The organism is Niabella ginsenosidivorans (genome assembly GCF_001654455.1).
Lineage (GTDB): Bacteria > Bacteroidota > Bacteroidia > Chitinophagales > Chitinophagaceae > Niabella > Niabella ginsenosidivorans.
The window spans coordinates 2,194,817-2,209,690 of sequence record NZ_CP015772.1; the positions used below are offsets into that span (position 1 = coordinate 2,194,817).

10 protein-coding genes are annotated in these 14,874 nt (G+C 45.3%); 4 read left to right on the forward strand and 6 right to left on the reverse strand.

Going from position 1 to position 14,874, the window contains the following annotated elements; all coding sequences use genetic code 11:
• Positions 1 to 175 precede the first annotated feature (175 nt).
• The 6 genes from A8C56_RS09215 to A8C56_RS09240 form a co-directional block, all read right to left on the reverse strand.
• Positions 176 to 3,250 (reverse strand): efflux RND transporter permease subunit, encoded by a 3,075-nt coding sequence (locus tag A8C56_RS09215; RefSeq protein ID WP_067754847.1) that lies wholly within the window; start codon positions 3,248 to 3,250, stop codon positions 176 to 178.
• Positions 3,251 to 3,445: 195 nt separating this feature from the next.
• Entirely contained in the window at positions 3,446 to 4,489 is a 1,044-nt protein-coding gene (locus tag A8C56_RS09220) for an efflux RND transporter periplasmic adaptor subunit (RefSeq protein ID WP_067754850.1), read from the reverse strand.
• A gap of 5 nt (positions 4,490 to 4,494) precedes the next feature.
• Complete coding sequence (locus tag A8C56_RS09225; protein WP_218917271.1) at positions 4,495 to 5,871, reverse strand: TolC family protein; 1,377 nt, start codon at positions 5,869 to 5,871, stop codon at positions 4,495 to 4,497.
• Positions 5,872 to 5,901: 30 nt separating this feature from the next.
• Positions 5,902 to 6,534 carry a TetR/AcrR family transcriptional regulator gene (locus A8C56_RS09230; protein ID WP_067754853.1) on the reverse strand — a complete coding sequence of 211 codons (633 nt, stop codon included), beginning with the start codon at positions 6,532 to 6,534 and terminating at the stop codon, positions 5,902 to 5,904.
• A gap of 136 nt (positions 6,535 to 6,670) precedes the next feature.
• The gene (locus tag A8C56_RS09235; protein WP_067754856.1) at positions 6,671 to 7,528 is read right to left on the reverse strand and encodes a fumarylacetoacetate hydrolase family protein; all 858 of its coding nucleotides are present in this window, start codon (positions 7,526 to 7,528) and stop codon (positions 6,671 to 6,673) included.
• A 99-nt stretch (positions 7,529 to 7,627) separates the two neighbouring features.
• Positions 7,628 to 8,392 (reverse strand): SDR family NAD(P)-dependent oxidoreductase, encoded by a 765-nt coding sequence (locus A8C56_RS09240; RefSeq protein WP_067754858.1) that lies wholly within the window; start codon positions 8,390 to 8,392, stop codon positions 7,628 to 7,630.
• Between the two features lie 1,015 nt (positions 8,393 to 9,407).
• On the opposite strand from A8C56_RS09240, the gene A8C56_RS09250 reads away from it, so the two are divergent.
• The 4 genes from A8C56_RS09250 (at position 9,408) to A8C56_RS09265 (ending at position 14,766) form a co-directional block, all read left to right on the forward strand.
• The gene (locus tag A8C56_RS09250; protein WP_245645817.1) at positions 9,408 to 11,789 is read left to right on the forward strand and encodes a mechanosensitive ion channel family protein; all 2,382 of its coding nucleotides are present in this window, start codon (positions 9,408 to 9,410) and stop codon (positions 11,787 to 11,789) included.
• A 129-nt stretch (positions 11,790 to 11,918) separates the two neighbouring features.
• Complete coding sequence (locus A8C56_RS09255; protein WP_067754867.1) at positions 11,919 to 12,530, forward strand: SatD family protein; 612 nt, start codon at positions 11,919 to 11,921, stop codon at positions 12,528 to 12,530.
• The gene (locus tag A8C56_RS09260; RefSeq protein WP_067754870.1) at positions 12,527 to 13,261 is read left to right on the forward strand and encodes a DUF3307 domain-containing protein; all 735 of its coding nucleotides are present in this window, start codon (positions 12,527 to 12,529) and stop codon (positions 13,259 to 13,261) included. Before A8C56_RS09255 ends, A8C56_RS09260 begins: the two co-directional genes overlap by 4 nt.
• Positions 13,262 to 13,353: 92 nt before the next feature.
• Positions 13,354 to 14,766: an amino acid permease gene (locus tag A8C56_RS09265; RefSeq protein ID WP_067754873.1), complete on the forward strand. Its 1,413-nt coding sequence runs from the start codon at positions 13,354 to 13,356 to the stop codon at positions 14,764 to 14,766.
• Positions 14,767 to 14,874: the final 108 nt, after the last annotated feature.

A 14,874-nucleotide genomic window follows, 5' to 3' on the forward strand; every position in this document is an offset into this window, starting at 1 on the left:
GGCCCTGGACCCGGCGTTTTCTTTCAGCTATAAAACGGCGAGTCCTGTACCATTATTCAAAGCCAGAAACAGAGACCGGCCTGGGAACAATCCTTTTCTACCTCATCATCCTTTAGACCTTCCTGAAACCCAAAGAGCGAACTGCGTACAACAATCAGCAAATTCAAAAGGAATTTTAGCCCTTCTGCTTTTCTTCCTGCGGTTGTGTTTTTATTTTGGGAGGGATCAGCTTATATACAACAGGCGTCACGATCCTTGACAATAAAGTAGAGCTGATCAGCCCGCCAATCATTACAATGGCCAGGGGGGCTATTAACGGGTTGCTGGACCATGCAATTGGAATCAGTCCGCCGATAGCGGTAAATGTTGTCAGAATAATCGGCAAAAAACGTTTCTCCCCTGCCTCTTCAATTGCCGGCATCAGTTCCATTCCCTGCTCGCGGAGCTGGTTGGTAAAATCTACCAGCAGGATCGTATTCTTTACTTCAATCCCCGCCAGCGCTACAATGCCGATGGTGGCTACAAAAGACAGTGAATTCCCGGTTATCAAAAGTGCAGCAACCGCACCCACGATCCCCAAAGGAATTACTGACAATACAATCAGCGTGCTCTTAAAGGTTTTAAATTGCAGCACAAGTACTGCAATAAACAAAAATAATGTAGCCAGTATAATAGTGCCAAACCCGCTGAAAGATTCATTTTTCCCCTCCAGTTCTCCACCCATCTGATAGCTGTATCCTTTGGGAAGTTGCAGCCGGTCCATTTTTTTTACAACCTCATTGATCACGTCCGCATTCAGGTACCCTTTTTTCACAAATGCATTCACCGTAGCGCTTCTGATCTTATTATAGTGATTAATCGTTTGCTGTGAGCTTTCAAAATTAATTGTAACCAGCTGCAGCAACGGAATGGCGCTTCCATCATTTGCATTAACATATAAGTTGTTGAACACGCTCATATCCGGATAAGGTGCTCTTGGAACGGTAACAAGAAGCTGGTATTCTTCGTTATCCCTGTCCGGCGGGGTATAAGTGCCTGCGGGGTAGCCGGCTACAGCCATGCGCACCGTTCTGCTGATGTTGATGGTAGGAACACCCAATTGCTGTGCTTTTTCCTTATTGATGCGGATACGTATATCTGACTTCAGGTTTTTTATCGGATTATTTATATATAAGGTACCTTCTGTATGATTCAGCAAGGCTTCCACTTTGGACGCCAGTTGCTGCAGGGTGTCCAGGTTTTCTCCTTTGATCCGTACTTCTACCGGGGAAATCATGGCATTCCCCTGCTCGAAATTCTTTACTTCAACTTTTGCCCCGGTATAAGGTGTCCACTTTTTTCGCAGTTGTTCAATGATCGCTATTTTTTTTACAGGATCCGTTCCGGGATATAACTGAACAAATAGTTCTGCGAAATCGCTCCGTTCATTTTGCTGGTTCACATTATAGTAAATCCGCGGATTCCCCTTTCCGGTATTTGAGGCAAAATATTGCACTTCCCGCACATTTTTAAGATCCTTCTCAATTTCCCGGCTGACAGCATCTGTATAAAAAACAGAAGACTGTGCTGGCGTGGAGATGTCGATCAGGAATTGCGGTTTCTCCGAGGAAGGAAAAAGACTGGTGCCGATTACAGGGATCAATAATAATGAAAGTAAAAAAACAGCAGCGGCAATCACAAGTGTAAATGCAGGATGCTTCAGCGCTTTATCCAGCAGGCGCGCGTATGTTCCATGAATTAGCCTTTGCAATCCCCGCAAAAAGATATTGTCTTGCTCTGCATGATTATTTTTTAACAAAATACTCGACAAATAAGGTACAATAGTTAGCGCTACGATCATGGATCCTATAATAGTGGCAATAACAGAAACCGGAAGACTACGGATAAATTCCCCGGATGCTTCCGGCATAAAAGCCAGCGGCATAAAGGCAATGATCAGGGTAGCCGTACAACCCAGAACGGCCATCCCGATCTGACGGGTTCCTTTTATGGTCGCTTCCAGGCGGGAATGGCCTTCTCGTATCCAGCGTTCTATATTTTCAACAACCACAATGCTGTCATCTACAAGAAGGCCCAGTGCCACAACAAGGCCAACAATACTTAACTGATTTAAATTGTAGCCCAGCAGATTCAGTAAAATAATGCCGATGCCCAGCGATAAAGGAATAGCGATCATTACCACCAGCGAGGCCCTGGTACCAAGAGGAAGCAAAGTAATCAGCACCAGGCTGATGGCAATAATAAAATCTATTCCCAGATCACTCAAACGGTCCCTGACCTGTTGCGCCTGATCAAAATGTAATACCAGGTCAATATTTGAAGGCAGCGCACCTTTAAATTTTTCAATTACCGGCAAGTATGCTTTTTGAACCCTGGAAATATTTTCACCCTTTTTCAATGCAGCGATTACAATTACAGACCGGTGCCCGTTGAGCCGGGTAATATGTGTTTCAGGGCCATAATCAAAATAAATACTGGCAAGATCTTTTAACAGGATAGAACTGCCGTTGCGGGAAGAAACCACTACATTTTTAATTTCCTCCAGGTTGTTAAAACCATTATTGGTTTTAACGCTGTATGTTTTATTTCCCTGGTTGATGCTGCCGCCGGGAATATTAGCCACCTCACTTTGCAGCGCCCCGGATATAAGCGTAAGCGGTACCTTCAGTTGCATCATTTTATCCGGCTGAATGTCTATACGGATCAGCCGGTCCGGTATACCCTGTACTTCCACATTTTTTAATCCGGGAACCTGTTCTAATGCATCCTGCAGGTCATCCGCTGCTCTGTTTAACTTATCGCGGGAAGCATTTTCAGACACCAGCGCTATCTGCAGGATATTAACATTTGAGGGGTCAATCTTTTTTACCTCTATACTGTAAATATCCTGCGGTAATTTCGGACGCAAACTATTTACCTCTCGTTCAAGTTCCTGGTATTTATCATCCACATTCACATTGTACCGGTACTCTACAGACAATACGGCCAGTCCGTCAAAAATAGAGGTACGGATGCGCTTCATATTCTCAAGTCCGTAAATCTCTTTTTCCAGGGGTTTTACTACCAGTTCTTCCATATCCTTTGGATTGGTGCCCGGGTAGACCACTACTACCGGAAAAATGGGCGCATTTAACTCCGGGTCTTCTGAACGGGGCATTCCCAGTAACGTTGAAATGCCCAGTGCTACCACCATCAGTACCATTACGAGTGTAAACTGATTATTCTTTATTGCATATTCCGATATTTTCATTCGTAGATTTTTTTGTTCACCCTGTATGACTGTTTAGAATTATCGAACGGGATTGATCACGGACAATCCAGGTCTGCCGGAGATTCTCTTCTGTATGAGAAAATGAAAATTGTTATAATACCGTTTCATTGCACTTCTTTTTAAATTTTTGAAAAATTTGTCAGAAAGTCTTGCCACCCCTGACAGGCACCCGCATCATCGGACCACTTTTATTTTTGAGCCTTCTGTCAGGTAGGCATTCCCTGAAAGAATAAGATTCCTTGCATTTTCGAGGCCCCGGCTGATCCACAGGCGGTCATTTTCAATTTTGCCGATCTGCACCTGTATTTTCTTTGCCGTTTTATTATCATTGGTGATAAAAACATAGCCGCTGTTCTGATCTCCGTCCAGCAAAGCATCATAAGGTATGACCCATGCGTTCGTTTTATGTGATGGAGTGATGGCTGCTTTTCCAAATAATCCGGACGCAATCCGCTTCCTGTCCGGATCGGCCAGTTGTAATTGTATAATAAACGTTCCGCTTGCGGGATCGATACCCTCTGATTTTTTGATCACTTTTGCTGTAAATGTTTCACCCGGAACCGCATCAGTAGTAACAGTAGCGTCATCTCCGATGCTGATGACTGCCCATTGCTGATCACTGACTCCCCCTTTAAGGATCCATTTTCCGCTGGCAGCGCCATTGATCTGCAATACAGGCATACCGGGGCCGGCCACCTGCCCTTCATTTGCAAACTTGTGCAGTACATAACCGGATTGGGGGGCTCTTATTACAGTGGTAGCTGTGTTGAAATCAGCGCCGGCCATTTGTTGTTTAGCCAGATCCAGGGCGGTTTTTGCATTCTGCATTTGCTCAAGGGTAACCACGCTATCTTCATACAGTTTTTTTGCGCGTTCATAATCTCTCCGGGCTTTTGTATAGGAAAGCTGTGCCTGCTGATGCATTGCATTGATTTCCGTTGGATCTATTATTGCCAATAACTGGCCTTTTTTAACAGCATCACTTTCTTTTACATAAATCCGCTTAATAATTCCCCCGTTTTTAAAGGAAAGATTGGTTTCATCATCAGTAGTAAATACGCCGGACATATATAGGGCAGGTTGCATAGCTTCCTGCTGCAGCGCCATCACTTTTACCGGAATAACATCCTCTGTTTTTTTATCAGCAGGCTTCCTGTTACAGGCAGCCAGTATAAGAATGAGCAACAGGGCAAAGCCGGTAGTAAGACCTTTTTGCATATGAGTTATTTTTTTAATGGTTCAATTGCAGCTTCTCTTTCAAAATCAGCAGCTGCCGACAATACTTTATATTCCTGAATGTTTTCTGCAATGCGCGCCTGGGCAAACTGGTTGCGCGCATCAATGGTTTCCAGAAAAGTGTTGACCCCCGCCCTGTACCCGCGGTCAATCAGCCGTTGATACGCCGCTGCCGCTTCAAGCTGTTTTTTTGTTGACTGTAATGTTTCCCAGGCAGCAAGTAAATTATTCTGCGCTGCTTTTGCTGCCATGCTCAGTTGCTGTTGAGTTTGCGCTACATTTAGTTTTGCCTGATCCATATCCAGTTGTGCCTGTCTGACCTGATTTTTTGTCCGGTTGCCCAGAAAAATAGGAACCGCTAATTGCAGCCCTAACATGTAGTAGCGTGATTCTGAATTAAACTTCCAGTTCTCAGACTGAGACCCCACATCTAAAAAGCTGTTTAGTTTAGGATAGAATGCGCTCCTGTTTAACTGTACGGTGGTTTTATGGATCGCAACCAGTTGTTTGGAAGCCACAAGCTCTTCCCGCTTTGCTCCATCTTCCTCCCGGGTCAGCAATGGTATCACAGCAGACAACTGTTCCATTGCGTTGAAGTTCGAATCGATAAGGCTCTGTTGCGGCCGGTTCAGTAAAAAATTAAAATAAATCTTTGCATTATTTGCCTGCTGCCGGGCAGTGCTGAGCTGTGCCTTTGCCTGCTCCACTTCGCTTTCAGAGCGCATCACATAAGCGGGCAACCCTTTTCCGTTATCCAGCAGGCTTTGATTCACCCGTTTTCCTTCTTCCGCCAATACTAACGATTGAGCATGGATCTGAATGGCAGCTGTTGCCGCTAAATAGTTATAATATGCGGTCTTTACATCCCGGATCAGCGTTCTTTTGTAAACAGCAATATCCAGTGCACTTAATGCAATTTGCTGATCAGTGATTTTTTTCCTGTAACCTATTTCAGCATCAATCACAGGCATAACTGCATGAATTTTTGCATCATAAAAATTCGAGGGCAAAAAGTTGATCACCTGATTTTCCAGTTGCGGAAAGCGGTTGCTGCCGGTTAACTGATTCAGCGTTCCGTAAACCCCATTTAACAGGTCACCGATCGGCAATTGAATCTGTCGTCCGCCATCAGCCGTTTGGTAACCCGCCTCAAAAGCAACGGAAGGCATATAGTAGCTTTTGGCAATGGCTAAGCCAAGTACCGCTTTTTGAAGACTGATATTTTTTTGTTGTATTACTATATTATGGGCCAGTGCACTGTCAATATAGTTATCCAGCTGATTCTGTTGTGCCGAAGCAAAGCTGACCATTAGCAGCGGTATAAAAAACAGGGCAGGTTTTATTTTCATAACAATTATTTCCATTATTTACAGTGTTAAGTAAAATTGAAAAAATTATTTGATCTGTTCCAGCATCTGTATAAATGTTTCATAGATGGCTTCCATCGGGTTTTCCAGTTGCTGTAGGCCCTCTTCTTCCGAACAAACATGATCTAAATGACCATGCAATTTCAGCGAGCAGAGACCATGCACTGTACTCCAGACCACCAGGGCCGTTGTGGCTGTGTCCATTTTTGAAAAATACCCTGCTTCCTGGCATTCTTTGATATTTTGCTTTAAACCGTCCATTGCTGCCTGCCCCTCGCCCCAATGCTCAATTTCATTGTCATTTACCAGGTGCAGGATCGGCTCTTTTAAAACAAACATCAGCTCATAGAAGTCAGGCTTATCCAGCGAGAACTGTATATAGATCCGCCCCATCAGTTTCAGCCGTTCAAAAGGGTCCCTGATCAGCCGCAGTACCTCAAACTTCAGATTCAGCAGCCGGAATCCTTCAGAATGGAGCTCATAGGCTATCTCTGCCTTATCTTTATAATACAGGTAAATGGTTGTAGGGCTGAATCCTATTTTAGCAGCAATTTTCCTGATCGAGGTGGCTTCAAAACCCTCCTTTAAAAAAAGTTCCTTTGCTGCATCCTGGATCGCTCTTCTCAGATCCATTTTATATTTTGATCTTTTTTCTTTCATGCGCCCGTTTAGTAATTACATTGCAAATATAATTAACAGTGTTAATTAAAAAAGTATTTTATGCTGAAAGATCCGCCAAGGATCAAAAAAGGCGCTAAAAGCGCCTTTCAAAAATAGTTCCTGTGCTGTTATTCTTTTACTGCCTGTTAAAAGCAACCACACGCTGCCGGGAGCTCCCCAATCCGTCAATGCCCAGTTCCACAACATCACCCGGTTTTAAATAAACCTGGGGGCTCATGCCCAGCCCCACACCTGCAGGAGTGCCTGTAGAAATAACATCCCCGGGAAGCAGGGTCATAAACTGGCTTACATAGGAAATGATATATGGCAGTTTAAAGATCAGGTTGGCAGTGGTTCCATCCTGCATGATTTTTCCGTTCACTTTTAGCCAAAGCCTCAGATTATCCACATCCGCAATTTCATCTTTTGTTGCAAGAAACGGTCCCGCCGGCGAAAATGTATCGCAACCCTTTCCCTTATCCCAGGTACCCCCACGCTCAATCTGGAAGGCCCGCTCACTTACATCATTCAGCAATAAATAACCCGCAGCATAGTCCATTGCTTCCGCTTCCTCCACATAGCTTGCCTTTTTCCCGATCACTACGGCCAGCTCTACCTCCCAGTCTGTTTTTTCGGAGCCGCGCGGGATCATGATATCATCATCAGGTCCCTGCCAGGAGGTACTTGCCTTCATAAAAATAACCGGTTCCGCAGGCACAGTGGCGTTGGTCTCTTTTGCATGATCGGCGTAATTGAGGCCGATGCAGATAATTTTTGACGGACGGGCCACAGGAGCATCCAATCGTACCTCATCTCCTATTTTCTGCAGGCTGTTCTTATGTCCGGCTATATATTGCTGCAGCCGTTCCAGCCCGTTATTTTCAAAAAAAGCTTCGTTATAATCTTCACCAAAACCGGAGGTGTCATATTTTACAGCATCAATGATAACCCCTGTTTTAATAGCCCCTGCCTGTCTGTACCTGATTAATTTCATACCTGTTATTTATTTGTTGTTATTTTATAATTTAATATTTATTATCAAAAACTAATCCTATTTATATCAATATTTAGATCAATTAAAACTATAAAGATCTCAGTTATTTAATTTTATAAAACCGCCATCTATCGGATAATCGCAACCGGTAATAAAAGAAGCTTCATCGCTGCAGAGGTAAAGGATCAACGCGGCAACCTCTTCCGGTTTTGCCATGCGCCCGATGGGCTGGGTCCTGGATAATTTGTCAAACATTTCCTGTTCCTTACCCGGGTAGTTTTTTGCCAGGAACCCGTCTACAAAAGGAGTGTGCACCCGAGCCGGTGACACACAGTTACAACGGATGCCATCACTGATATAATCCTTTGCAACGGACAAGGTCATAGCCAGCACGGCGCCCTTGCTCATAGAATAAGCAAACCGGTCCGGCAGTCCCACACTGGATGCAATAGAGGCCATATTCACGATCACGCCGTTTTTACGTTCTTTCATTGAAGGAATAACGGCAAATAAGGTATTGTATACGCCCTTTACATTGACCCTGTAGATCCTGTCAAAATCTTCTTCAGACGTTGTATCTGCCCGGCCAATATGTGATACCCCGGCGCTGTTTACCAAAACATCAATCACATCCAGTTGCTTAAAGGCGTTTACGACTTCTGCCTGCCGGGATACATCTATAAAAAGACCTTCCGCTTTGCCTCCGGCGGCTGTTATTTCCTCAACGGTCTGCTGACCGGCTTCCCTGTTAAGGTCGGCCACAATTACCTGTGCGCCTGCCTTTGCAAATAACAAGGCTACACCCCTTCCTATACCGCTGCCTGCACCTGTAACTACGGCAGTTTTACCTGTTAACTGAAACATATTGCTGTTGAATTTAATTTAGAAGCGGCAATTTAGCATATTAGCCGCATAAATCCTTAACAGATCAGTGCAAAGGCATAAATCTGTAAGATATTCCGCCACGCATACCCGCCTTCGGGCAGCTACGCTGTACACACAACTGTTTTCTCATATTGTCAGGGAGCGTGTAGTAACTGTAATTGTAATTAGCCTTTAGGAGACGGGCAAAATATCCTAACTTCGGGTAGCTGTAAAGCTGCCTGGGCCTAATCATAGAAATTCTAAAGTCGAGCGTCCCGCCCTCCCGGGTTGGTCAATTGTGGCGGAATACACCACTATATTCTAAAGCGGATAGTAGTGCCCTGCCGGAATTGTGCTGTAACCTTCCGGAATTTCGGAACCGGCTGCCCTTTTTGCGATCCTTTTTGGGCAAACAAAAAGGATCAGAAAGAAAAGTAAGTAATCGAACTTATTAAAAACGGCTCTTCCCTGCCTGCCATTCGGCAGTTCAGGCAGGCGAACGGTTGGTTCAACGGGCGGGCCGCAAAGCCGGTTAGCTGTAGTAGTCGTAATTGTGTTCCGGAATCCGAACATTCGGATGAAAAACAAGAAAAAGCAGCGTATAATAATCAGAAACGCTTATATCTGTTAGCAAAAGATATGTGTACAGGGTAGCTTCGGGCAGGCGGGCACGAATAAATTATACCGGCAGCATAAGCTGCAGCGGAGCCTGCAGCCTTCCGGAAAATCAGGAACATTGGCCGGAACAGCTGTAACACCGGTGTTATACAGGAATGCAAACAGCTCCTTCAGAATGGTCTGAAATAAAAATCCGTTTCGTATAAATTGCCGCTCCTTACTTTCAGGATTAATATAAACAGCGTCTCTGGCGCTTATTAGTGTACCGGGTATGCGGGACGTGGCATTAGGGATTACCGTTGATGGCCAACTATATCTGAAAATAAACTATATGCATCCGCCTTCTTCGTTTTATAGTTCCGCCTTTTCAAACATACATATTCCTATCTTTATACGTATGAATTCTGTAACCCTGCCCTTTACCGGGATCTATAGGATATTGCTGTTGCTCCTGTTTATCTGTGCCGCTGCTGTTGCCGGCGCGCAAATGCCGGCAAATCAAAATCATAAGCAGCCGGTACAGGGTCCTGCTGTTCTTACGGATACCAATCTTGTATCCAGTGCAGATTATCTGGAAGCCTTCCAGCAGGTTTATGAAGCCCTTAACAGGGTTCCGGCGATAACAGGTTCTTTCAGCCATATTCCGGAAATAGGAACTGCGCTGACAGGCAATGATTCGGCCATCAGCCTTTTAAAGCAACGCCTGTCTTTTAATACCCGCACCTTTAACCTGCAGAACCTTCATATGTTCAGGGCATTGCTGAATGAACTTTCAGAAAATGAAGAAGATTACAAGCAAACAATTGCCACTTATGATACGGCACTTATCAGCATCAAAAAGCAGTTGCTGGCCCTGCGAAAGGACAGCCTTATCAGAAAAGTGTTCAGAACGGCTGCACTAAGAGATTCATTTGCCACGCAGATCACCGATATACGCAAAAAATGGAAAGTGGCAGACAGCCTTTTATCCCAGAACACTGCGGCCATAAGTAGTATGAAAGCACATATTGCCGCAAACGAGCTGGCTATACAGGAGCTGCTTTACCAAACCGGTGTGCAGCTGAAATCGGTTGGGGCAAGAGCTTTTCTGAAAGACAGGGACTATATCTGGCAATCGGGCACTAAAAAAACAATAAAGAGAAATGCCGCAAACCGGGCACAGCTTTTAAACAACGAGAAACAGATCGCCGGTTATTATTTCAGGTACACCCGCAGCGACCGTCTTACCCTGCTGTTCATTTCCCTTGTATTTTTTTTATGGGTTGCCTACAGCTACAGGAGCCTGGCCAGGGTTGGCAAACTGGCTACACTGGATGAGCTGCCGCTCCGGCTGCTGTCTGCAAGACCCTGGTGGTTATCGCTCATCCTGCTGCTGACACTGATCCCGGCCTTTGAACTGCAGGCTCCCGCAATTTATATTGAGCTGGTGCAGACACTGCTGGCCCTTTGCCTGTCGAAATTATTTTATAAAAAAATTCCGGACCAGGCCTTTAAGTTCTGGCTGTGCTTTGTAATATTATTGCTGACCGTTCCCCTGTCCCGTATCATCTTTGCCACATTTTCCATGCAAAGGTGGTTCATCCTCCTGGCAAGTAGCTGTTCAATCGGGTTGGGCAGCATTGCATTCAGAAGATACAGGACCTATTACCGCAATTACCGGCTATGCTATATAGCGCTTGCGCTTTTTGTAATGCTGAACGCGGCTGCGGTTATAGCAAACATTCTGGGCAGGGGCACGCTGACCCAGTTGTTCTATACTACAGCGCCTTATACTTTATTGCATGCAGTGGGGCTTACGGTAATAGCTAACGGCCTGCGGGAAGCCTTTCTGGTACATATTAAAAACTGCCGTGTTCAGAAAGGATATTCGGATCATTTTGAATGGGAAGATATTTCCAGGGATATTGCAAAAGTATTATCGCTTATAGCGTTGGTTTTATGGCTGGCATTGCTGGCTACTAATCTTGACCTGTTCAATTCCATAACCGACTCTCTGGCTGCCTTCCTTTCCAAGCCCAGAAAACTGGGTGGCTTTTCAATCACTTTCGGAGGGCTCCTTTTATGTGTGGGCATCATCTGGCTGGCCAATTTTCTTCAGAAATACATCGCCTACTTTTTTGGGGAAACCGGCGAAGATGCCATTGAGCATGCCAATGCACAGCACTCCCGGCTTTTAATTACAAGGCTGATCCTGCTGATCACCGGTTTCTTCCTTGCAGTGGCCGCATCAGGCTTACCTATTGATAAAATCACTGTGATCATCGGCGCATTGAGTGTGGGCATCGGCCTGGGGTTACAAAGCATCGTCAATAATTTTATCTCCGGTATCATACTGATTTTTGACAGAACCATCCGCGTGGGCGATGTAGTGGAGCTCAGCAACCGCAAAGGAAAGGTAAAAGAGATCGGCATCCGCACCAGCACCCTGGTCAGCGATGATGGTGCGGATATTATTATTCCCAATGGCGATATCCTTTCGCACAATATCATCAACTGGACACTCAGCAACAATATTATCCGCTCCTCTATTTCCATTATCATTTCAAAACCCCTTGATGCAGAAACCCTGTCCGGCGCTGTTAAGGAGGTGCTGCTGGCCAACGAAAACGTTTCTCACCGCAAAATGCCGGCAATTTATCTAAGCCCGATCAGTGCCAAATGGTCTGTATTAAAAATCTTTTTCTGGAGCGATCTTTCCAATGCCAGCACTACCAAGAATGTGTTGACCGACGCAGTGTATGCAAAGCTGAAAGAGCTGGAAATAGCAACGCCTGAATAGTACCGTCTGCCCCGGTTACACTGCCGGCAGGGCTTCAATCTGCATCATAAGCTATTTTGCTAATAATTTTAATTATAAGTTATTTTACTAATAATTTTAATTATAAGTCTTTTTGCTTATATTTGGAATATGATCGCTATCATTACAGGAGACATAATCCGCTCGGAAACCACGGACCCGCAGGAATGGATGCCCGTATTAAAACGCTTTTTGAAAAAGCAGGGTAGCACCCCGGCAGACTGGGAGATATACCGGGGCGATGCCTTCCAGTTAAAACTGCCGCCGCAGGATGCATTGTTTAAATGCCTGCTTTTAAAAAGCATGGTCAAACAAAAGCCGGAGCTGGATGTACGCCTTAGCATCGGCCTTGGCACCGTCGATTATGAGGCCGGTAAAATAACCGAATCAAACGGAACAGCTTTTGTACGCTCCGGGAGGCAGTTTGACCACCTGAAAGAAGATAAAATAAACCTGGCATTTGCAACAGGGGATGCGCAAGCAGATACCACGCTGAACCTGATGGCCCGTTTTGCCTCTTTAATAACCGACAACTGGAGCGTTGCTGCTGCAGAAATAGTACAGTTATTTATGGAAAAACCGGAGCTGAACCAACAACAGATCGCAGATCAGCTAAAGATCAACCAATCTGCCGTAAGCCAGAGCCGTAAACGGGCCCAGTTTGACCTGCTGATGGATTTTAACACCTATTATAAAAATACAGTAAAAGCCCTCAACACATGATCTTATTTATCCAGCTATTGCTTGCGCACCTTTTAGGTGATTTTGTATTGCAGCCCACACAATGGGTAACAGAAAAAGAGCACCGCAAATACAAAAGCGCCAAGCTGTACCTGCATGCACTGATCCATTTTGGGTTGATCCTGCTGATAACGGCTGATATCCATTACCTGCCCTTAGCCGCGGTAATAGCAGTCAGCCATTTGCTGATTGACCTGCTAAAGCTGCAATTGCAGAATGAAAAGAACAGGCGGCTGCTTTTTATCACAGACCAGGTACTGCACCTGGCAGTACTTGCAGGAGCCGTATATTATACAACGCATCCATCGCTGGAGCTGTCTGCAGCAGCCTGGAACAAAATACTGGTCATTGCTACAGGATTTGTTTTCCTCACCACTCCCGCATCCGTTATTATAAAAACAGTGCTTTCAAAATGGGCGCCTGCAACAGAAATAAGAACGGATGTGATCGAAACCAAATCCTTACAGCACGCCGGTATGATGATCGGTTATCTGGAACGCACACTGGTACTGATCTTCATACTGCAGGGGCAATGGACCGCTATTGGTTTTCTGGTCACAGCCAAATCTGTTTTCCGTTTCAGTGATCTGAAAATCGGTCAGGACCGTAAACTTACAGAGTATATCCTCATCGGTACCTTATTAAGTTTTGGCATCGCTATCCTGACAGGTGTGATTGTACAAAAAATAATAACCGGCAACTGGATGGGGTAAGCATTATTTTTTGCTTTGTTCATAACCCTTATTTTTAACTTTTAAAAGAAGAATGAACCGGGCAATTTTTAAGAGGCATAAAATAACTGCTATTGGAAAAGAGTGATACAAACGGGTTAAAGAGAGGCCTGCAGAACCGCCACATACAACTCATAGCATTGGGAGGCGCCATTGGCACCGGTTTGTTCCTGGGCATCGGGCCGGCAGCAGTTCTGGCAGGGCCCTCCGTAATCCTGGGCTATGCCCTTGCAGGGATGATCGCCTTTTTTATTATGAGGCAACTGGGAGAAATGGTAGTGCAGGAGCCCGTTTCCGGAAGCTTCAGTCATTTTGCCTATAAATACTGGGGGCCTTTTGCAGGCTTTGCCTCGGGCTGGAATTACTGGATGTTGTATATACTGGTAAGCATGTCTGAGCTCACCGCTATAGGAGTATACGTTCAGTTCTGGTGGCCGGAGATCCCGCTATGGGCTTCCAGCCTGTTCTTTTTCATAGCCATCAACGCGCTGAACCTGACGTCTGTAAAAGTGTATGGCGAAGCAGAATTCTGGTTTTCCATTATAAAGGTTATTGCCATAATTGCAATGATCCTGTTTGGCACTTACCTGCTTGTAAGCGGAACGGGTGGCCCGCAGGCTACCATCACCAATCTCTGGCAGAACGGCGGGTTCTTTCCAAAAGGCTGGTTCCGGTCCGATGGTAACGGAAGCTACCAGGGGCTATTGGCAGCAATGGCCACGATCATGTTTTCATTCGGTGGCCTGGAGCTGGTAGGCATCACAGCTGCCGAGGCAGAAAACCCTGAAAAAAATATTCCCAAAGCCACCAATCAGGTCATTTACCGGGTACTGATCTTTTACGTGGGCGCCCTGGTGATCTTATTCGCATTATCACCCTGGGAGAACATTACAGGAAAAAGCAGTCCCTTCGTTATGGTATTTGACCGGCTAAAAGCTTTCCGGTTCAGCCTCATGGGGCATACCATTTATGTTACCAGGATTATTGCAAACGCCCTGAACATAATTGTATTAACGGCGGCGCTCTCCGTTTATAACAGCAGCGTTTACAGCAACAGCCGTATGCTGTACGGGCTGGCAGACCAGGGCAACGCGCCAAAATTCCTTTCAAAGCTCAACCGGAACCACGTACCGGTTATGGCCATTATGGTATCGGCCCTGTTTGCAGCCATCTGTATCATTATTAACAAGGTCATTCCGGAGCAGGCACTGAAAGTGCTGATGTCATTAGTGGTTTCATCGCTGATCATTAACTGGGTAATGATCAGTTTTACCCATATAAAATTCCGGCAGGCGCACAGAGGGGAACCAACAAAATTCCCTTCCCTGCTCTACCCTCTCAGCAATTACAGCTGCCTGGTCTTTCTTCTGGGCGTTTTAATAATAATGTGGCTTACCGGTGAAAGGGCTCCTGTGGAACTGATGCCGGTATGGATCATATTCCTGTACAGTTGCTATGCCCTTTTAAAAAAGAACAGGAACAGATAGCCTGCCGGAAAAACAGCCGCTTGCGCAATCGTTTCCATAAACAGGTATCCGCCTTTAATTCTTCGTTACTTTTACCCGGATTTTTTTATTCAGAAAATTTCAATAAGT

Coding starts and splice junctions, on each gene's coding strand:
- A8C56_RS09215 (WP_067754847.1), bottom strand. CDS start 3,250: ATGAAAATATCGGAATATGCAATAAAGAATAATCAGTTTACACTCGTA.
- A8C56_RS09220 (WP_067754850.1), bottom strand. CDS start 4,489: ATGCAAAAAGGTCTTACTACCGGCTTTGCCCTGTTGCTCATTCTTATA.
- A8C56_RS09225 (WP_218917271.1), bottom strand. CDS start 5,871: ATGGAAATAATTGTTATGAAAATAAAACCTGCCCTGTTTTTTATACCG.
- A8C56_RS09230 (WP_067754853.1), bottom strand. CDS start 6,534: ATGAAAGAAAAAAGATCAAAATATAAAATGGATCTGAGAAGAGCGATC.
- A8C56_RS09235 (WP_067754856.1), bottom strand. CDS start 7,528: ATGAAATTAATCAGGTACAGACAGGCAGGGGCTATTAAAACAGGGGTT.
- A8C56_RS09240 (WP_067754858.1), bottom strand. CDS start 8,392: ATGTTTCAGTTAACAGGTAAAACTGCCGTAGTTACAGGTGCAGGCAGC.
- A8C56_RS09250 (WP_245645817.1), top strand. CDS start 9,408: ATGAATTCTGTAACCCTGCCCTTTACCGGGATCTATAGGATATTGCTG.
- A8C56_RS09255 (WP_067754867.1), top strand. CDS start 11,919: ATGATCGCTATCATTACAGGAGACATAATCCGCTCGGAAACCACGGAC.
- A8C56_RS09260 (WP_067754870.1), top strand. CDS start 12,527: ATGATCTTATTTATCCAGCTATTGCTTGCGCACCTTTTAGGTGATTTT.